19 protein-coding genes are annotated in these 20,263 nt (G+C 46.1%); 6 read left to right on the top strand and 13 right to left on the bottom strand.

The features are described 5' to 3' along the window. Positions 1 to 8: 8 nt before the first annotated feature. The 3 genes from ACWIP2_RS13800 to ACWIP2_RS13790 form a co-directional block, all read right to left on the bottom strand. Positions 9 to 2,783, bottom strand: coding sequence for a 2-oxoglutarate dehydrogenase E1 component (locus ACWIP2_RS13800; protein ID WP_448520529.1), 2,775 nt, complete (start codon positions 2,781 to 2,783; stop codon positions 9 to 11). Between the two features lie 94 nt (positions 2,784 to 2,877). Next, complete coding sequence (locus ACWIP2_RS13795) at positions 2,878 to 3,024, bottom strand: DUF2256 domain-containing protein (RefSeq protein ID WP_448520528.1); 147 nt, start codon at positions 3,022 to 3,024, stop codon at positions 2,878 to 2,880. A gap of 39 nt (positions 3,025 to 3,063) precedes the next feature. Next, entirely contained in the window at positions 3,064 to 4,722 is a 1,659-nt protein-coding gene (locus ACWIP2_RS13790) for an amidohydrolase (protein WP_448520527.1), read from the bottom strand. A gap of 96 nt (positions 4,723 to 4,818) precedes the next feature. Here ACWIP2_RS13790 and argS point away from each other — a divergent pair, with 96 nt between their 5' ends. Continuing rightward, positions 4,819 to 6,639 carry an arginine--tRNA ligase gene (argS, locus tag ACWIP2_RS13785; RefSeq protein WP_448520526.1) on the top strand — a complete coding sequence of 607 codons (1,821 nt, stop codon included), beginning with the start codon at positions 4,819 to 4,821 and terminating at the stop codon, positions 6,637 to 6,639. 6 nt (positions 6,640 to 6,645) lie between these two features. On the opposite strand, the gene ACWIP2_RS13780 is transcribed toward argS, so the two are convergent. Then, a complete protein-coding gene (locus tag ACWIP2_RS13780) occupies positions 6,646 to 7,158 on the bottom strand; it encodes a phosphoribosyltransferase family protein (protein ID WP_448520525.1) in 513 nt (170 codons plus the stop codon). 151 nt (positions 7,159 to 7,309) lie between these two features. Between ACWIP2_RS13780 and ACWIP2_RS13775 the strand changes: the two genes are divergently transcribed. Continuing rightward, entirely contained in the window at positions 7,310 to 7,954 is a 645-nt protein-coding gene (locus ACWIP2_RS13775) for a hypothetical protein (protein ID WP_448520524.1), read from the top strand. 151 nt (positions 7,955 to 8,105) lie between these two features. On the opposite strand, the gene ACWIP2_RS13770 is transcribed toward ACWIP2_RS13775, so the two are convergent. Further along, the gene (locus ACWIP2_RS13770) at positions 8,106 to 9,203 is read right to left on the bottom strand and encodes a hypothetical protein (protein ID WP_448520523.1); all 1,098 of its coding nucleotides are present in this window, start codon (positions 9,201 to 9,203) and stop codon (positions 8,106 to 8,108) included. Between the two features lie 119 nt (positions 9,204 to 9,322). On the opposite strand from ACWIP2_RS13770, the gene trhA reads away from it, so the two are divergent. Then, positions 9,323 to 9,964, top strand: a complete 642-nt coding sequence (gene trhA / locus ACWIP2_RS13765) for a PAQR family membrane homeostasis protein TrhA (RefSeq protein WP_448520522.1) — start codon at positions 9,323 to 9,325, stop codon at positions 9,962 to 9,964. Further along, complete coding sequence (locus tag ACWIP2_RS13760; protein ID WP_448520521.1) at positions 9,961 to 10,656, top strand: RluA family pseudouridine synthase; 696 nt, start codon at positions 9,961 to 9,963, stop codon at positions 10,654 to 10,656. Before trhA ends, ACWIP2_RS13760 begins: the two co-directional genes overlap by 4 nt. On the opposite strand, the gene ACWIP2_RS13755 is transcribed toward ACWIP2_RS13760, so the two are convergent. The 6 genes from ACWIP2_RS13755 to ACWIP2_RS13730 all read right to left on the bottom strand — a co-directional run bounded on the left by ACWIP2_RS13755 (position 10,653) and on the right by ACWIP2_RS13730 (position 16,548). Continuing rightward, positions 10,653 to 10,985 carry a hypothetical protein gene (locus tag ACWIP2_RS13755; RefSeq protein WP_448520520.1) on the bottom strand — a complete coding sequence of 111 codons (333 nt, stop codon included), beginning with the start codon at positions 10,983 to 10,985 and terminating at the stop codon, positions 10,653 to 10,655. The two genes, ACWIP2_RS13760 and ACWIP2_RS13755, sit on opposite strands and share 4 nt — an antisense overlap. Positions 10,986 to 11,011: 26 nt before the next feature. Beyond that, the gene (locus ACWIP2_RS13750) at positions 11,012 to 11,497 is read right to left on the bottom strand and encodes an NUDIX domain-containing protein (RefSeq protein WP_448520519.1); all 486 of its coding nucleotides are present in this window, start codon (positions 11,495 to 11,497) and stop codon (positions 11,012 to 11,014) included. Then, on the bottom strand, positions 11,490 to 13,262 hold the full coding sequence (locus tag ACWIP2_RS13745; protein ID WP_448520518.1) for a lysophospholipid acyltransferase family protein: 1,773 nt from the start codon (positions 13,260 to 13,262) through the stop codon (positions 11,490 to 11,492). The genes ACWIP2_RS13750 and ACWIP2_RS13745 overlap by 8 nt, the downstream gene beginning before the upstream one ends. Positions 13,263 to 13,313: 51 nt before the next feature. After that, positions 13,314 to 14,276, bottom strand: coding sequence for an AAA family ATPase (locus ACWIP2_RS13740; protein ID WP_448520577.1), 963 nt, complete (start codon positions 14,274 to 14,276; stop codon positions 13,314 to 13,316). A gap of 74 nt (positions 14,277 to 14,350) precedes the next feature. Further along, positions 14,351 to 15,694, bottom strand: a complete 1,344-nt coding sequence (locus tag ACWIP2_RS13735; protein WP_448520517.1) for a peptidylprolyl isomerase — start codon at positions 15,692 to 15,694, stop codon at positions 14,351 to 14,353. A 50-nt stretch (positions 15,695 to 15,744) separates the two neighbouring features. Next, a complete protein-coding gene (locus tag ACWIP2_RS13730; protein WP_448520516.1) occupies positions 15,745 to 16,548 on the bottom strand; it encodes a peptidyl-prolyl cis-trans isomerase in 804 nt (267 codons plus the stop codon). Between the two features lie 191 nt (positions 16,549 to 16,739). On the opposite strand from ACWIP2_RS13730, the gene ilvA reads away from it, so the two are divergent. Together ilvA and chrA are read left to right on the top strand one after the other, a co-directional pair. After that, positions 16,740 to 18,017: a threonine ammonia-lyase IlvA gene (ilvA, locus tag ACWIP2_RS13725; RefSeq protein WP_448520515.1), complete on the top strand. Its 1,278-nt coding sequence runs from the start codon at positions 16,740 to 16,742 to the stop codon at positions 18,015 to 18,017. Beyond that, positions 18,014 to 19,207 (top strand): chromate efflux transporter, encoded by a 1,194-nt coding sequence (gene chrA / locus ACWIP2_RS13720; protein WP_448520514.1) that lies wholly within the window; start codon positions 18,014 to 18,016, stop codon positions 19,205 to 19,207. Before ilvA ends, chrA begins: the two co-directional genes overlap by 4 nt. Here the strand turns inward: chrA and ACWIP2_RS13715 are convergent. Together ACWIP2_RS13715 and ACWIP2_RS13710 are read right to left on the bottom strand one after the other, a co-directional pair. After that, a complete protein-coding gene (locus tag ACWIP2_RS13715; RefSeq protein WP_448520513.1) occupies positions 19,204 to 19,821 on the bottom strand; it encodes a 7-carboxy-7-deazaguanine synthase QueE in 618 nt (205 codons plus the stop codon). The genes chrA and ACWIP2_RS13715 overlap by 4 nt on opposite strands. Before the next feature lie 262 nt (positions 19,822 to 20,083). Continuing rightward, positions 20,084 to 20,263: hypothetical protein (locus ACWIP2_RS13710; RefSeq protein ID WP_448520512.1), on the bottom strand; the 180-nt coding region annotated here is incomplete at its 5' end.

Genomic DNA, 20,263 nt, shown 5'->3' with positions numbered 1-20,263 from the left:
GCTAATGATTATTCAAAGACGCGTTTTACCAGATTTTCCTGCTCAGCGTTGTGTACTTTGTAGTAGCCTGTTGCAGGGGATGCCGCCGGACGACGGGCGATCAGTTCCGGCTGATGGTCGTACCTAAAGTAAGTACGTAGCAAATAAGCCCAATAGCCCATATTTTCAGGCTCTTCCTGCGCCCAGTAGAGTTTTGCGGTTTTGTATTTTTTCAATATTTCATCTACCTGTGCAGCGGGGAACGGATGCAACTGCTCTACGCGAATCAGAGCAACATCCTTACGCTTGTGTTCAAGCTGATAGTCGAGCAAATCGTAATAAAATTTACCTGTGCAGAGTACTACTTTTTTAACTTTGCTGTCTGGCTTAGCGTAATCATCACCAAAAACTTCTTTAAAGCCTCCTGAAGTAAACTCCTCGATTTTAGAAACTACACGCGGGTGGCGCAGCAGCGACTTGGGCGACATGACTACTAAAGGTTTGCGGAAGGGCCAAGCCAACTGGCGACGCAGCAAGTGGAAAATATTGGCAGGCGTAGTAACGTTGGCAACGATCATGTTGTATTCAGCGCTCAGTTGCAGGAAGCGCTCTGGGCGTGCGCTGGAATGCTCTGGGCCCTGCCCTTCGTAACCATGCGGCAGTAACAATACCACGCCGCTTTGACGCGCCCACTTGGTTTCTGTACTGCTGATAAACTGATCAATCATTACCTGCGCTCCGTTGGCAAAATCGCCGAACTGTGCTTCCCAGACTACAAGCGCATTCGGATTGCACATCGCATAACCAAATTCAAAGCCTAGTACCCCATATTCGGAAAGCAACGAGTTGTAGATCTGAAATGCAGCCTGATCTTCTGCCAGATGATTTAGCGAGGAATATGGCTCGCTGCTTACCGCATCGTATAGCACGGCATGACGGTGAGAGAATGTACCCCGCTTCACATCCTGACCCGAAATACGGACAGGTTTATTTTCCAACAACAGCGATCCATATGCCAGCAACTCGGCACTTGCCCAGTTGAGTTCTTTGTCCTCAAAAAACATCTTCTGGCGATCTTTCAGCAACTTTTCAATCTGTTTGAGCGGCTTAAAGCCCTCAGGAATAGTTATTAGCGCTTTACCGATACTATTGATCACTTCTTCGGAAATAGCAGTAGTCGGCGACTGCAGGAAGTCTTCGGCAGTAGAAGGGCGCATGGCCGCCCACTCGCGCTCAAACTTGCGCATGGTATAGCTCAGCGGCTGCTGCTTCACCTCGTTGAGGCGCGCCTGCAACAATTCGCGAAACTCTTTATCCATTGCATCAGCCAGCGATGCATCTACAAAACCGCGCTCAATCAACGTTTGGTTGTATATCTCGCGGGGATTGGGGTGCTTGCTAATGATATTGTACAGGGTAGGCTGCGTAAACTTTGGCTCGTCGGATTCGTTGTGTCCGTGGCGACGGTAGCAAACCATATCTACAAACACATCGCGCTTGAAACGCTGACGAAACTCAGTTGCCAGCTCAACAACAAAAATAACTGCTTCAGGATCATCTCCATTGACGTGGAAGACCGGGCAATCAATCATCTTGGCAATATCGGTACAATAGATGCTGGATCTGGCATCTTCAAAATCTGTAGTAAAACCTACCTGATTGTTGATGACAAAGTGGATAGTCCCGCCTACGTGATAGCCGGCCAATTGCGACATCTGCGCTACCTCAAATACGATCCCCTGTCCGGCAATTGCTGCATCGCCATGGATCAGAATAGGCAACACCTTGCTGGTATCTTTCCCGTACTGATCTATCAACGCACGGGAGAAGCCTTCCACCACAGGATTGACTGCTTCCAAATGCGAAGGATTAGGAGTCAACTGTAGGCGGATTTTATTTCCTGACTGCGTAGTAATCTCGCTGCTATAGCCGAGATGATACTTTACGTCGCCGTCGCCCATAGTATTCATCATGTCTTCGGGTACTCTACCCTCAAATTCAGTGAATACCTGCTCATAGGTCTTGCCGATAATATTAGTCAATACGTTCAGGCGACCGCGGTGCGCCATTCCTATCACTACCTCCCCTACTCCCAATTCTGAGGCTTTGCTTATGATAGCATCCAGTGCAGGAATAGTAGATTCACCGCCTTCCAATGAAAAGCGCTTTTGTCCCAAAAATTTGGTATGCAGAAAGTTTTCAAAAACTACTGCCTCGTTCAGTTTGACGAGTATGCGCTTCTTTTGCTCAATAGTTGGTGAATAACGTGGGTAGTCTTGTTCAATTTTTTGCTTCAGCCAATCGTAAACCTCAGGTTCGCGAATGTAGGTAAATTCAAAACCAATTGGCCCGAGGTAGATTTTCTCTAAGCGGGCGATAATCTCTCGCAGCGTAGCCTGACTGCCTAAGCCCAGTGCACGACCCGCCATAAATTTTGTATCCAGATCGGCAGCGCTGAGTTTGAAGTCCTGCAAATCGAGCAATGCACGACGATCGCGACGCGGACGCACAGGGTTGGTCTTCGACTTGAGATGCCCGCGCTGACGGTAGGCCTGAATCAGGTTGCGAACGCGCAATTCCTTATCGGTATTGCTGTCCCCTGTAACCGATATAGCAGCCGTACCGTTGCCGTTTGTACTTGTTTCGGGCAAGACTGACGCATTGGCATAGCGCAGCGAAAACTCAAAACCATCAAAAAACTGTTGCCAGGTAGCATCCACCGCATTGCGGTCTGCTTTGTAGGACTGATACAATGCTTCAATGACAGACACATCAGCATTGGCTATGTACGAGAATTGATCCATGATAATTGCTGAAACAAAAGGTTGTTTCGCAAAAATAGGGATTAAATTAAATTTTCAAAATATGCCTATTTGCATAGGCAAATACTTTTGATTTTCAGGATGCTGTCCGCTTTTTTTCCGATCGGCATCTATCGCTGCAATATTTCACTTCGTCCCAGCACTTTTCCCATTTTTTCCGCCAACTAAAGGGACGACCACAAGTCAGGCAGACCTTCTCAGGCAAGTCGGACTTTTTACGCATTTTAGGCATCGAAACTGTGTAATTAGGTTTGTAACACGACTAAATTCCTTTGTTGAGTATGATTTCCCCACCTACCAGCGTCAGCATCACCTTGGTTTTGTGAATATTGGCGGCAGGTATTTTGAAAATATTTTGGTCAAGAACAATCAAATCGGCTGCTTTACCTGCTGTAATGCTGCCTGTGATTTTGTCCTGATGCATCAGATAAGCTCCACCTTGAGTATAAGCATAAATAATCTGATGCAAAGTGAGGCGTTCTTCAGGAATCCATGAGATGTCATCAGGTACATCAATTTGCATACGAGTTACCGCTACCTGAATCGCCTCAAAAGGATTGACCGTAGAAACAGGCCAATCGCTGCCTGCTGCCATGCTTGCCCCGGTGCGCCAAATGCTCGCCATTGGATATTGGCTGCGGGCGCGTTTCGGTCCTAAAATTCTGGAAATCAGATTGATATTCAGCAAGTCGCCTTTTGCCCAAAAAGGTTGAAAATTGGCGATGACCTGCTGGCGGGCAAAACGCGCACGGTCGGCGGAATCAATCACCTGCAAGTGCGAAATATTATGTCGCAGCGCCGGATTGCTGCCTTCCAGAGCATCCAGCGAAACGCGCACTGCCTTATCGCCCAGCGCGTGGAAGTGAATCTGGAAGCCCGCACTGTCTAACTGACGGCAGTAGCGGCGTAACTCGTCGGGGTTGTAGTTAAGAATGCCCGTATCGTTGGGGCGGTCGTCGTAGGGTGCTAATAGCGCTGCCGTGTGCGCTTCGGGAACACCATCGGTAAAAATTTTGACACAGGTAGCCCGCAGCCACTCATCTTTCGTGTAGGTGCGGCGCAGACTGTCCAAAGAAACAACAGACACTATCCCATTCAAACCAACTGATAATGAAGTAATTACACGCGATTTTAACTCGCCTTTGCGGTGCAGTTCCTCGTAGGCTTTCAGATAGGAAACAGGCGCAGAGGCATCCGTAAAACTTGTAATACCCAACTCGTGCATTTTTTGCATGGCAGTTTTGAGCAAAGCAACGCGCTGTTCGTGGGTATCTTGGGGCAGTAATTTACTCACCAATCCCATTGCCTCTTCGCGGAGTGTACCCGAAGGCTGCCCTTTGCTGTCTTTTTCAATGCGTCCCTGCGGCGGGTCAGGTGTGGCTGCTGTAATGCCTGCCAGCGCCAACGCTTTGCTGTTTACCCATGCCGAATGTCCATCCCAAGAACTAAAATAAGCTGGTCGGTCGGGAATCAGGCTATCCAACATCGCTCGCGAAGGGTTGCCGTTAGGTGGGAATACATGCAACTCCCAGCCCCTGCCGAGTATCCATTCATCATCGGGATGCATCTTTACATAATCGGCGATGGCTTGGCGCACCTTTGCGACCGTATTCAGCCCGCTTAGTCGGCACTGGATCTCTTCTTTTGCGCCACCAATCGGATGAACGTGTGCGTCGTGCAAGCCGGGCAGCACTAATTTACCCTGTAAATCAAGCACTTGTGCAGATTCATATCGTCCCAGTATATCAGCGCTCTTGCCAACTGCCAGAATTTGGCCATTGCCGATAGCAACAGCTTCTGCAAACGTACTGTCGGGCAGGTAGCACTGAGCGTTGTGTAATATCAAATCAGCAGGCTGTTTTTTGCCGCAACTGCCGAGTAACGACACGACAAAAAATAAGAAGTAGAAAATGCGCATCATTGGGATTCCATGAAATGATAGCTAAGATAATCGCTTTCTGATGTATTTCAGTTGGCTTTCCGCTAATTTTGCAGCCGCATAAATTCAGATATAACCATGAACATTGCCCAACCGCTTATTCCGACCATTCGCAAGTGTTTTGAGGAAAAATTTAGCATCCAACTGTTGGACAATGAAATTACTTTTCAGACTACTCGCAGAGAATTTGAGGGCGATATTACGTTGGTTATCTTTCCATTTCTGAAAAAAGTACAAATAAAGCCCGAAGCGCTGGCGCAAACAATCGGCGAATACCTCGTGCAGCACAATCCGCAGGTGGCTAAGTTCAACGTAGTCAAAGGCTTTCTGAACGTCTCACTTGCGCAGGCGGTTTGGCTTGAAACGCTGACCCAAATTGCCAATGCCTACCACTACGGACAGTTTGCAGGCAACGGGCAGAAGGTAATGGTGGAATACTCATCGCCCAATACAAATAAGCCGCTGCATCTGGGGCATATGCGCAATATCTTCTTGGGTTACGCGGTTGCCAATATCCTGAAAGCCAACGGATATGAGGTAATGAAAGTCAATCTGGTCAATGACAGAGGCATTCATATCTGCAAGTCTATGCTGGCTTACCAGAAGTTTGGCAAGGGCGAAACACCGCAGACTTGCGGCATGAAAGGCGACCATTTGGTAGGGCATTACTACGTAATTTTTGACCGCGAAAATAAAAAAGCGACCGCTCAGCTGTTAGAGGAGTATAAGGTGGCTTATCCTAATGAAGACCCTGAAAAATTAGCCGAACGCGCTGCCAAAAACTCCCCGCTGCTGCTGGAAGCACAGGAAATGCTTCGCCAATGGGAAGAAGGTAATCCTGAAATCGTACAACTTTGGCAAACCATGAACGGCTGGGTGTACGAAGGATTTGAGGCTACTTACCAAAAAATGGGCGTTGACTTTGACAAAACCTATTACGAAAGCAATACCTACCTGCTCGGCAAAGCTGTAGTAGAAGAAGGATTAGCTAAGGGACTGTTTTTCAAGAAAGAAGATGGCTCTGTTTGGGTAGATTTGACAAGCGACGGCTTAGACCAGAAACTGCTGCTGCGTTCCGACGGTACTTCTGTGTACATCACACAAGACCTTGGCACGGCAGACATGAAATATGCCGATTTTCCGATGCAAAAATCGGTGTATGTAGTTGGTAATGAGCAGGATTACCACTTCAAGGTACTGAAACTTATTCTGCAAAAACTTGGCAGAAGTTATGCCGACGGCGTGTATCACCTGTCTTATGGCATGGTAGAACTGCCCAGCGGCAAGATGAAGAGTCGCGAAGGTACGGTAGTAGATGCCGACGACCTGATAGATGAAATGGTGAAAATTGCCCGCGAACGCACCAAAGAATTGGGCAAAATTGATGATTTTGAAAGTGCCGAAGCCGAAGCGCTCTATCATGCGCTGGCAATGGGCGCGCTGAAATATTACCTGCTGCGCGTAGATCCGAAGAAGAAAATGCTCTTCAACCCGGAAGAATCTATTGATTTTCAAGGTGATACCGGCGTTTATATCCAGTACACACACGCCAAAATAGCAGCTATTCTGCGCCGTGCACAGGCTTCTGAGATTGATGCTTCGCCGGCAGCTTTTGCCACTCCAACAGCGCTTGCACCTCAGGAAGTAGAACTGATTCAGACGCTGGCAGCCTATCCGAAGCGCATTGCAGATGCGGCGAATGATTACGCCCCTTCGCTGATTGCTGCTTATGCTTATGAGTTGGCAAAAACTTACAGCCGCTTCTACGCAGAACTGTCTATTTTCAACGAACCCGATGCAGTATTGAAAAGCCTGCGCGTAGCACTCTCGGCACAGACTGCAAAAGTCCTGAAATCAGCCCTGCAACTGATTGGCATTCAGGCTCCTGAGCGGATGTAAGCGCATCTATCTCAAATAAACAGCTAATTGCTGTGGATCGTCCAAATGCACATCTACGTGCTGACGGACAGTAGTTGAGAGCGAATAGCCTATATAATCTGCGGCAATTGGAAATTCCTGATGCCCTCTATCCACGATTACCGCTGTTTGCAGGCGCTTGGGATGCACATCCAGAATAGAGCGAATGGCAAAACAAAACGTCCTGCCCGTATAGAGTACATCATCTGCGAGAATAATGGTTTTACCGTGTAGCTGTTCGGTTGGTACATCCAGCGTTACGGGGCTATTGGCAGGCTGTTGTTTGTCTATATTCAACTTCACGAGCTTCCATGTAATCGGCAGAATTTGTTTGAGTTCGTTGAGCAATAGTTCAGCAAAAAGGTAGCCCTGCGGTGCAATACCTGCCACAATAATTTCGTGTTCTTCAAAATTGCGTTCGCAAATTTCAAAAGCAATTCTCCTGATTTTCTGTTTGATCTGGCGATGCTCTAATATGAGATGCAGCCCTTCATTTTGCATATACTCAACATATAGTTATTGCAAATTTGGGGATTCTTTTTCATTACAAGCCTCCGCAATTCAATTTTTTCCCAAAAGAATTTTTAACTTAGAAAAAGTCGTACTCCCGGCTTGGCATTATGATTTTTTTACCTCAAAATTCATATCAACTATGGAAGGCATCGACTCAATTATCGGAAAATACAAGATCGTAGGCATTATTGCCGCCGTGATCGCGGTTGTTGTTTATTTCAACCGCCACCAGCAAAGTGAGAGCGAAAAAGGTAAAGCCGAGCTTGAAAAACAAGTAGCAGCAATCGAAGTGGAAAAGAAAAAACTGGAACTTGAAAAACAGCGATTAGCATACGAAAGCTACAAGGCAGAACAAGCGAAAAAGCTATTGTCGCAACACGGAGGCGACGAATCCGAAGCAGTAAATGACCTACGCAAACGCGAAAGAAGATTGAAACAAAAAACTACGACAGAAAATGCTTTACAAGATATTTACACTGACCATAACAACATACCAAACCTAGCAGGCCAATGGATGGATGATAATAACAGCGGCGCTTATTACCTCATAGAACAGAACAGCAACCAAATCACTCTGACAGAGTATTACCACTTGTTAGGTGAATCTTTTGTATATGCTTACGGTTCAGGCTATGTAGATACCGATGGCAACGCTACTGTTACCTACCGGACGCTATTCGATACCGATGGTAAAGTTTCGTTTCAAATCAAAGGCAGTGTTTTACATGGAACTTTTCAGGATCAGCAAATAGGCACTGTTGTAAAGATACTAGCAAAAAAATAAGATGCTGTCCAAAAAGTAACATAGACTTTAGTCTGTGATCGTTGAAATACTTGATAGTCAGACGGCTACAGACTGTGCTACATGTAACCTTTCTGGACAGCTTCTTTTATTAAGACCGTTTTATGAAGAAGTCTGGCGCACAATCACCCAATTAATTGCCGCGTCCGCCGCGTACTCCGGCACCGCCATAGCCACCACCAGAACTTCTGCCGCCACCAAAGCTACCACCCCCGTAGCTACTGCTTCTTCCACTGTTCATCGTTCCCATATTGGAGTTGCGAAAAGCATCGCTACCACTGCTGTAACCGGACTGGCGGGCTTCATAGCCTGAGGAACGACCGGTTGCCCACTCGCTGCGACCTGCATAGCCTGAAGAACGTCCTGAATTATATTCATTTGTTACATATGCGCTACGGCCCGCACTTGAGTTATCAAAGTTGCCATAGCGGCTGCTGCGCACTGTGTTTTCTTCTGTTCTGCCACTACGGAATTCGTCGGCACGTGCGCGTACAGGTGTGTAAACACTGCTGCGATCAGTACGCGCTCCGTATCGTATGTCGTTGGCGGCAGCTACCAATACTCCCGGACGGAAGAAAGGATTCCACAGCATACCACCGCCCCAGAAAGGATCCCACATCATCATGCGATTCATCATCCACGGATCTGCCCAACCCATCATCATTGGGTTCATCATACCCATACCCATCATGCCACCGCCCCAGAAAGGATCCCACATCATCATGCGGTTCATCATCCACGGATATGCCCAACCCATCATCATGCGATTCATCATCCACGGATCTGCCCAGCCTATCATCATTGGATTCATGCCCCAGCCTAAGCCCATACCTATGCGGTTTGCCATAAATGGCGACATTCCCCAGAAGGCAGATGTACCAAAGGACATGTTGTTCCAGAAACCACCTGCGCCCGGCGCATTCCAATTGCGGAAAGCACCTGCCATAGTGTTATTTTGATTATAATCTTTGCGGAAATAAGGCAAAATGGATATATTATTACCTGTTTGCTCCCTAAACTCAGGGTTGGCAAATTTTGATTGCACAGGATCGTTAGAAAATGCCTGAGCAGGGCTACCCAAAACACTTGGCTGCATCAAAATTGCAGCTGTAGCATTGGTTTGTTTTCTGTCTTTCGGAGTGAAATACACATCATCATGCTCTTGCGCCATCAGCCAATGGCCGCTACCTACGAGGCATGTAATTGTTAAAGCAATCTTAAGTTTCTTCATAAGCACGGAAGTTTAATCAGTTGTATTAGTATGTACGTAAAACTAAGCATTTTGGATGCAAAATCATACGCATTTAATAATTTTCGTGCGTATGTTTGTTCAGAAATTGGTAGTTTGATATGAAAAAATATCTCAATGAGCAAAACGAGGAACTGGCAAATGCGCTGACGCACGGGTTAGGTGCGTTGTTAAGCCTGATAGGCAGCTGGCTCTTGATTGATAAGGCACTTGCGTTCCAGAATCAGCGCCTGCTGCTGAGTTTTATGATCTACGGTGGCGGCATCTTTTTTCTGTTTCTCGCATCTACACTTTACCACAGCTTTAAACATGAATCTGTCAAAAAACGTTTACAGGTTATAGATCATATTGGCATTTATCTGATGATTGCAGGTACTTACACGCCGTTTGCAATGATTACTCTCGATCGCTGGTGGGGTGATTTACTGCTTTGGTTGGTTTGGAGTATCGCATTTTTTGGGATTATTTTCAAAATATTTTTCACTGGAAGGTTTAAAATGCTTTCCACGATCATTTATCTGGGCATGGGTTGGTTGGTTGTAATTGCTGCCAAACCTATGTATGAAGCCATACCGCTTAACGGACTAATCCTGATTGTAGCTGGCGGGCTACTGTTTTCAGCAGGTACTGTTTTTTACATGTGGGAACGCCTACGGTTTAACCATGCTATCTGGCACTTATTTGTGCTTGGCGGAGGCATTTGCCACTTTTTTGCTATCTTTTTTTACAGTTACCCTCAATGAAATCGTCCTCCTTCACGATCATTTATGAAGACAACCATTTATTAGTTGTCAATAAACAGAGCGGTATTCCTTCGCAGGGAGACCTGACCGGTGATCTTGCCATTACGGATTATGCAAAAGAATATTTCCGTAAAAAGTACAACAAACCGGGCAATATTTTCTGTGGATTAGTGCATAGATTAGACCGTCCGGTCAGTGGTGTGATGATACTTGCCAAAACTTCAAAAGCGCTGGCGCGAATGAATGAAATTTTTCGCAGCAGGCAAGTGCAGAAAACATACCTTGCCATTAGCAGCCGCAAACCCGAAACAGACAGTGGTAAGCTAGTGCATTGGCTGACTAAAAACCCCAAGACAAACATCAGCCGCGCACATGTACAGGAGGTTAAGAACAGCGATCGCGCCGAGTTAGACTACCGACTGGCTGCTGTGATTGGAGATAAGTCACTGATTGAAGTAAAGCCGCTCACCGGACGCGGGCATCAGATACGGGTTCAACTTGCGGCTATGGGTTGCCCTATCTGGGGCGATGCTAAATACGGATCTAAAGTGCAAGACAGCCCCGGAACGATTTGTTTACATGCCTACAGTATCAGCTTCGAGCATCCAATCCAAAAAATGCCTATTACTTTTACAGCACCTCCGCCTTTTGAACGAAGGATTTGGAAAATATTTCAACAAGTAATTGGCTAATCAGGTAGCAAACTGCTATCCTGACGATAGCGTCTGCGGGTTTCGATCTTTTGCTTTTCGCGTTGGATAATCAGTGCTGCTATGTTGAGCGCTACTGTATCCGAAGTACCCGAATAGAGAGCTTGCCGCAGCATCGGCTCGCTGATATCTATGCGATACGCAGCAGCAAAAAGTCGCTGCCGGTCATTATCGAGCAAGTAACGGATAAACTCAGCCAGCCTACCCAGCAAAATCTCTTCGTCTGTTGCTGCCTCGAGTGGTTGCAGTTCGCGGCTGTCCATATCGAGGTGATTGCCCAGCAAACTGCGGATTTCTACTAATTCGTGCATGTACATTGTTGGTAATTTATCCTAGCTCACGTATTTGAGTCTTTCAAACTGTGCAAGCCTTTCAACTGCTTGATATCGGACATGTTTCGGCAATTATGCAAAATATTATGACATGCCTCTTTAGGTAATTGGCTAATTTCTTGCCAAGTAAGCCATGCAAGACGGTCAATCATTTGCCGATCCGGCGGGAGTTCGGGATCAGCTCCCAGTTGCAATTGCCCACCTACCACATTGACATGAAAAAAAAACTCTACTGCATGAAAAGGCATCCGCAATACCTGATTGGTGCAAATCAGATCGCCGACGGCAATTTCCAAGCCTGTTTCTTCTAAAAACTCGCGCCGGAGTGCATCCTCTAAGGACTCACCAAATTTGACACCTCCGCCGGGAGGTAGCCAAAAATACCCGGCCCTACCAAAGTTGCGCAGCCTGAGCATTAGCAGGTGATCGTTTTCTATGCAGAGGCCTCCTACTCTTACGCGCAGCCGATTTGCATAAACTGCATCAGCCATTGACTGCCACCTCTTTACCGATCATTTTAAGTACCTCTTCGGGTACTTTCTCAAAATCTACTACAATAAAACCATCAAGGGCGTTGTTGAAGTTTGGATCTACATTAAAACCAATAATCTTGGCATTTAGCTGCAAGATGTACTTCTTCAGCAATACCGGTAATTTGTTGTGCGAAGATTCAATCGCAGAAATTAAAAGATCTAACCCTTTGATATCCTGAAACTTAGGTAAGAGAAGTACATCTGATCCATCTTTCAGTTGCGGTTCAAATTTACGGCGCGGCTTGACATATTTAGCAAGTTCATAATCGAAGTAATTACTTTTGATTACCTGCACAACAAGTTCTTTTGCTAAGTGTGAAAAAGTATTGCTAATGCTTACAGGCCCGATCAGGTAGCGGTATTCAGGAAATTTACGCAGGATAATCAGTACTCCTTTCCAAAGCAGCATCAGCGATACGTGCTTGCGCTGATAATCTTTCACTATGAAGGAACGCCCCATCTCAATTGATTTTTTGAGCACAAAGGCAAATCGCTTGTCAATCTTGAATAACGTACTCAAATAGAATCCCTTGATCTTGAATTTAGCATACAGATCTCTGCCTTTGCCCATGCGATATGCACCAACGATGCGCTTAGCCTCGTTGTCCCAGATGAAGAGATGATAGTAGTATACGTCGTACTCATCTATGTCTATGCTATGGTTGGTGCCTTCGCCTTCTTCGCGGAAGGTAATTTCGCGCAGGCGGCCTATTTCGCGCAATACGTTAGGAATAGCCGTAGCTTCGGAGAAAAAGACCTCATAATTACCATGCGAAGTCAGTAAATCAGTTTTGCGAATTTGCGCAATATCTGCTTCCAGAAGTTCCGTAGGTACAGGCGGTACAATCGGCTCGGGTTCTACAGTGCGCTTAAACGGATTGCGAAAAAAGGGCTTCAACTTAAGCGAAGATCCAAGCGCATAGGTGCGCGCCCGCAGGTAGCGCAACATCTGATCGCTATCTTCAAAAGTGCTCAGTTCGCTGTAAGGAATTGCCTTGCCGATGCGCACCTGAATTTTATTCTCTGTCTTGTTGAGCATTTCGGAGGGCAGGCGAGCTGTTCTCAAGTTGGGATGGATAATACCCAATAGATTGAAAAACACACTATTGTGCCCTGAAAAATAAACAGGAACAACATCTACTTTTGCTTTTTGGATAATTTTACCAACCAGCGGATGCCATTGTTTGTCGGTTATTTTTTTGCTGTCCGGCTGATAGGCAGAAACCTCACCGGCCGGAAATATACCAACAGGTTTATTCTGTTTGAGGTGCTCTAACACTGTTTTCACACCCGATATATTGATCTGCTTGTTTTTTGCGCTGTCAAAAGGATTGACAGGAATAAAATATTCCTGAATCGGCTCAAAAGCATTGAGTAGGTAGTTGGCCATCAGGCGGAAATCGGGGCGGATTTTATTAAAAATAGAAATCAGGATCATTCCGTCAATGCCGCCGTAGGGGTGGTTAGCAACCACTATGAAAGGGCCTGTTCGGGGAATATGCGCCTCCTCACCTTCTACAATCTCATATTTTGCCTGAAACATCTCTAAACCGCGGTCTATAAAACCTACTCCATCGAAGCGAGCAGCCTCATTATAGACTTCGTTGATCTTGTCTAACTTGAGAAGTCGCATCAGGGGTTTAGCCAGTAGCTGCAATTGCAACTTGTCCAGATTTAGCGAACGGGCAAAATCTTCAGGACTGATCAGTGTTCTGTTAGGCATAATGTTAAGTCAATATGTTTGTTTGGTTTGGGGAACATAAAATTTACATGACTACATCAGACGTTTGATGATATTTTCTACCGTAATACCCTCTGCCTCTGCTTTGAAGTTTCTTACGATACGGTGGCGCAGTACAGGAATAGCGACAGCCTGAATGTCTTCTATATCAGGCGAGTACTTACCGTTAAGCAAGGCATTGCACTTAGCAGCGAGGATCAGATTTTGCGAAGCACGAGGCCCTGCCCCCCATTCAAGGTAGTCGTTGGCCGTCGGAGAAGCCATTTCTTTGCCGGGACGTGTCTTATGAACTAATTTGACAGCGTATTCGACTACGTTATCGGCAACAGGCACTCTACGCACTAGCTGCTGGAAAGCAATGATCTCTTTGGCGTGGAGCACAGCAGAAATCTCGTTTACTTTGTTGGAAGTAGTACTCTTAACGATTTCTAATTCAGCATGATAAGTTGGATAATCCAACCAAATATTGAACATAAAACGGTCTAACTGCGCTTCGGGCAGCGGGTAAGTTCCTTCTTGCTCAATCGGATTCTGGGTAGCCAGTACAAAGAACGGACGATCTAACGCGTGAGACTGTCCTGCAACAGTTACTGCATACTCTTGCATAGATTCCAACAGTGCTGCCTGTGTTTTGGGTGGTGTGCGGTTAATCTCGTCTGCAAGAATTACATTGGCAAAAATAGGCCCCCGAATAAAGCGGAAGTTGCGGTCTTTATCTAAGGTTTCAGCCCCCAAAATATCGGATGGCATCAAATCGGGTGTAAACTGAATGCGATTAAACTTAAGGTCTAAGGCTTTGGCCAGTGTTTGGATAAGCAGGGTTTTAGCAAGCCCCGGTACACCTACCAGCAGGCAGTGCCCTTGACAGAAAATAGCAGTTACCAGTAGGCGAATTACCTCATCCTGACCAATGATAACTTTTGTGATTTCTTTATTGAGTTGGTCAAAAGTCTGATGAAGCGCCTCAGCAGCAGCTACATCCGACATAAATTTAATATCCGACATCAGTTCGTATTTTGGGTGGTGTCAATAATTTATTGGTTGTGAAAGATAGGCAATTTAAGCAAGAATCAGAACCCTTCCAGAAGTTTACAGCGATCGTACTCGGGGTCTATGTCAATGAACAACTGATTTTTAGTCCGATTGAACCACTTTATCAGCGCTTTGTTGCGCTCCTCTTGTAAGGCTGCTGCATGTATTTTTTGGTAGTCCATCTCTAAGTTCAGTTGGTGCGCTGGAATGCGACTCTTGAAGTAGAGAATCCGCACCGCGTTTTTGCCATCGTCTGTACGGAAACGAAGCGGACGTGTAATGCTACCTACTTGCATGGTGTCAATGGTCATAAATATGGAATATTCTAATTCTTCTTTGGAAAGATGCGTACTCTTATTTTCGGGATTTTGCAAAATGCCGCCTGATGCTTTAGTAGATTTGTCATCAGAGTTTGCGAGAGCAACCTTCTCAAAAGGCTGTTTGCCGCTGACAATAATTGTGCGCAGACTATCTAAGAAGCGTTCTGCATCTTTCATGTCTTGTTCGGTTGGTTCGGGACGCAGCAGGATGTGGCGGGAGTTGTAGCGGTTGCCCCTCCGCTCGATGAGCTGAATCAAGTGGATACCGAACTCAGACTCGACAGGCTCTGATATTTCACCGGGCTCTAAGCTCATTGCCGCTGCCTCATAGGGTGGTACAAGTTCGCCGCGCCCGTGAAAACCCAGATCGCCGCCTCGGGAAGCCGAACCTAAGTCTTCAGAATACGTTCGAGCCAGATCCTCAAATCTGGCCTTCCCCGAAAGAATCTGCCGCTTAAAGTCTTGCAGTTTTGCTTTGACCTTGTCTTTTTCGGACTTGCTTACCACCGGAAAGCGCACAATCACACCTATCTCAACCTCAGAAGGTATATAAGGCAAACTATCCTTAGGAATGCTGTTAAAATATCGCTTTACCTGTCGAGGCGTAACTTCAATGTCTTTAGTGATTTCATTCTGCATCTTGCTGACAATCATATTTTCCTGAATTGTCGGGCGCAGTTCCTCCTTGAGTTGTGCAATACTTTTATTGTAGGCCTGTTCTATCTTCTGCGTGCTGCCGAACTGCTGCTCGAAATATGCCATGCGGCGTTCTAAGTTGTTGGATACTTCTATGTCGCTAACTATCACAGAGTCAATCTCTGCTTTTGCGACAAGCATTTTGTTAATTAACAACTGCTGAAGGATCTCACATCGTGCATTAGGCGGCAGTTGTTGTCCGTTTTCCATCGCTTGGCGATATGCCAATTCCAATTCAGATTTCAGAATGATATAATCATTAACTTTGACAATTATTTTGTCAATAACAATGCCTTCTGATTGAGGAAAAAGCGGCAATGAGAGGGCAAATGTTGCCAGTAATACTATCAATTGTTTGCGCATCATAGCACACGCTGTTATTAAAGAAAGATGAATGTTTGTATCAGAAAATTGCCTCAGCGAGCCATCATTTTGTATTTGTTACTTTTTCGGGCTTTATCTAACAAAGATACCTCCAATTGGTGTTGCAATGACATTTTTCGCTGATTAAGCAAAATATCGCGGATTTGCTCTTGCACAAATTCTATGGGCGAAGTCTGATCGGCTATTTTGTAGTCAAAAATTTTCAACATATACATATCCTCGTCATCTTCGCCTACTGCGGTAGCATAGCTTTGTGTAGCCAGAAACTGTACCTCGTTTTTAATGGTATTGCGCAGAGGCGTGTTTCGGATAAGTTCTGCAAATGGAATCCATGTAGTGTCGCTAACGATGGGCGCTTCGGTAAAACTGTAGGCATAGGCGCGCAATTCGTACCAATCGTCGGGATTACGGCTCTTGAGCAATGCATAGGCCTTTGCCTTTTCAGGTGTACGCTCGTTAATTCTGATCACCATGCCTTTGACGATATTCTGCTTCAATTCAAAGTTAGCTTTGTTAGCTTCGTAGTAAGCGCGTATCTGCTCGTCTGTAACAACCGTATCCAGATGCTGGCTAATGTATTGCTGCACAAATGCGTGCGTAATTAGTTGGTATTTAAATTCCATAACGCGGCGCTCAATCTCATCCATATCCAACTTTGCCCCTGTAGCTGCTTCATAGTAAAGTAGCTGGGTTTTCGCCCATGTTTCTACGTAACTTTTAGCTATACGCGCGCTGTCTTCGGGGGTTGCAGCATCCGAAATAACTGCTCTCAAATCGGAAGGCATTAGGTAGGCATCGTACACCTGTGCAATCGGCTGCTCTGTACTATCCTGCATTCCATTGCAGCCCGCCAACCCTATTAGTATACCAATGAAAAATAACTTGCAATGAGTCATTGGGCAAATTTACATGAGATTCGCTAATTTTTGCTGCGCCGGCAAAAGTCGCTGCACATTCAGAATTGCTGCCAAAGGTTTTGTATATTTGGACAACAATGCTCGTACCTTTGCAAGAGCCATTAATAAGCATGAGTAGTCTAAACGGAATCGCGAAATCATCGGCGCTGTTGCCCGCCTCCCGCATTATGAATGCCGACAAGTTACTTCGGCAGGTGGTGCTGCAAACGCCTTTACAATACAATGCCAACCTGTCAGAAAAATACCAAGCAAACATCTGGCTCAAACGGGAAGATTTGCAGGTTGTCCGCTCCTACAAGCTACGAGGTGCTTACAATAAGATCAGCAGCCTCAGCCGCGAAGAATTGGACAGAGGAGTGGTTTGTGCCAGTGCAGGCAATCATGCACAAGGAGTTGCCTTTTCGTGTAAGCTACTGAAAATTAAGGGTACGATTTTTATGCCTACCCCTACCCCTTTGCAAAAAGTCAAACAAGTTAAATTTTTTGGCAGAGAGTACGTCGAGATCGTTCTGACAGGCGATACCTTCGACGATGCCTACAAAGAAGCTGTCAAATATTGCGAAGAACATAACAGCGTCTTCATCCATCCATTCAACGACGAAAAAGTAATCGCAGGACAGGGGACGGTAGGCGTTGAAATACTCGAAGATGCGGCTACAGACATAGATATGCTCTTTGTACCCATCGGGGGAGGCGGACTGATTGCCGGCGTAGGCAGCTATTTCAAACAATTAAGTCCAACTACGCAAATTATTGGCGTTGAGCCACTTGGCGCTCCGGGTATGAAAGTATCACTTGAACGCGGAGAGGTAGTATCTTTAGACAAAATAGACAAGTTTGTGGACGGCGCGGCTGTACAGCGCGTTGGCGACATCACCTTCGAAATATGTAAAGAAGTAGTTTCGCAAATCACACTTGTTCCCGAAGGAAAAGTCTGTTCGACCATTTTGCAACTCTACAACGAAGATGCGATTGTAGTAGAACCTGCCGGCGCACTGACCATTGCAGCGCTCGACTATCACAGGGAAGCCATCAAAGGCAAAAATGTGGTGTGCATCGTCAGTGGCAGCAACAACGATATTACCCGCATGGAGGAGATCAAAGAGCGCTCGCTGCTTTTTGAAGGACTGAAACACTATTTCATCATCAGTTTTCCACAACGTTCGGGCGCACTCCGCGAGTTTGTTGTTAATGTTTTAGGCCCGGGCGACAATATTGTACACTTTGAATATACCAAAAAGAATAACCGCGAACGAGCGCCTGCCTTGTTAGGCATCGAATTTAATCATCCCTCAGACTATGAAGCCCTTGTCAAGCGGATGGAAGAGCGCAATATTAGTTTCGAGCATTTGAACGAACGTCCCGAACTTTTTTCTATTCTGATTTGAGCAGAAGAGACCTACTTTTTTTGCGTGATGTAGCCTTGCTGACCCTGAGCGCTTTTGGCGGCCCTCAGGCGCACATGGCATTATTCCTGAAGGTGCTTGTAGAAAAACGTCGGTACTTGACTGAGAGCGAGCTAATGGAAATCAACGCACTCTGTCAGTTGCTGCCCGGCCCGTCTTCAACGCAAATGCTCACAGCCATCGCCTACAAAAAAGGCGGTGCGCTGTTTGCACTGCTTTGCCTGCTCGTATGGATTTTTCCTGCATTTTTGATCGTTACATCCTTTGCGCTGACGCTGGTTTTCTGGCAGGAAGAACAGAAAAATATCAACCTCTGGGCCTACACACAGTTTATGCAGCCGATCGCTATTGGGCTGGTGGCACATGCAGGATTTGTCATTGTACGCAAATTGGTACAAACCCGCGAGGCGATTCTGATTACACTGGTGGCAGCTGTAGCAGCTTATTTTCTGCGAACGCCCTTCCTGCTCCCTGTATTGATTGTCCTTTCGGGGCTTGCTACCTCAGTCAAATACAGAGAATTTGTCCGCGAAGAAAAAACAGCAATTACAGTCAAATGGAAATACCTCATACTATTTGCTGTTCTTTTTGTGAGCATAGCAGCGCTGGGCGGAATTACGCGCTCCCTGCCGATCCGCTTGTTAGAAAATTTTTACCGCAACGGCGCATTAGTTTTTGGCGGAGGGCAGGTGCTTGTACCTGTGCTGTACAATGAGTTTGTAGAGTTCAAACGCTATCTGTCCTCTGCCGAATTTCTTTCGGGCTATGCATTGCTTCAGGTAGTACCCGGTCCTGTCTTTTCGTTTGCAGGATATATAGGCGCACTCACGATGCGGCAGGAGAGTATTGGCGGCATGGTACTTGGCAGCCTGATGGCAACATTAGGCATCAATCTGCCCGGCGCCTTGTTTATATTTTTCGCCTATCCGTTTTGGGAGCAACTCAAAAAGTATCGTCCGGTCAAAGCATCACTCGAAGGCATCAACGCTGCAAGCGCAGGATTGGTAATCGCCGCAGTATTTCTGCTATGGGAGCCTATGCCGCAAACACTGGTCAATATTGGGGTAGCCGCTGCAACACTTTTGTTGCTGCAATTCACTCGTCTATCTGCACCTGTAATTGTGCTGGCTGGCATCTTGGCAGGCTGGCTGATGGTACAGTGGACAGGCTAAGGTATGGCCATGAACTTATGCGTTTGCAGAGAAACTTGCCACTTTGGATGGGCTTTTACGTAATCTACGATCAGAGGCATCATTTGCGCTGACTTATCCCACTCGGGTTGCAAGAGCAAGCGACAATCTGTAGGCACTACGGCGGCAAACTTTTCGGCAAATGCAAAATCGCTTTTGTTGTAGATAATTACTTTCAACTCGTTGGCACGCGCATAAATATCGGGCTTGGGTGCCATGAACTTTTTAGGAGAAAAGCATACCCAATCCCATGTTCCGGAAAAAGGATGCGCACCGGAAGTTTCTATGTGGGTGCGGAAACCTGCAGCCCTCAATGCAGCCGTCAATCCATCCAAATTGTGCATCAGCGGCTCCCCGCCTGTAATAACTGCCATGCGCGCCGGATAATCCATTGCCTGCGCCACAATATCAGCAACAGCAAATTTCGGATGCGCATTCACATCCCATGATTCCTTTACATCGCACCACACGCAGCCAACATCGCAGCCCCCCAAGCGAATAAAATAAGCAGCATGCCCTTGCCAGTGTCCTTCACCTTGTATTGTATAAAATGCCTCCATTACAGGCAGTACTTCTTCTTGCGTCTGGGTTAACATATCTGTAAAATTGTTGAATGCTTCCGCTTTGCCAAGCGCATCAAAACTAAAAAGAGGTTGTCCAAAAAGTAATTAAATAATTGATAGTCAAATAGCTACAGACTAAAGTCTGCGCTACCTACAGTCTTTTTAGACAGTCTCGCAAAGACTTTTATAGCCGAAGCAAGCATCGAACCCACATCTTAAGTTATTGAAAACCAACAACTTACGTATGTGGAAAAAGCCTGCTACACAACAAGTTATACAGCTGTTTTGATGCTTCTCAGCCCCTTTTAAACAGGTCAGAGTGAGCAAACTTTGGCTTTGAAAATATGTAAGAATTGGCTTGTGGACAGTTGAGCGCCCCGTAAAGACTTTTGCCGGCGCTGCTTGCTTCACGAAGCCTTTTGCAAAGTAAAAGAACACGCAACACAAAAGCAATCCTGTCCGATTGGATGAGACC

This window comes from Rhodoflexus sp. (genome assembly GCF_053489755.1).
The sequence above is the reverse complement of the archived record's forward strand: the minus strand, read 5'-3'. Positions and strand labels throughout refer to the sequence as shown.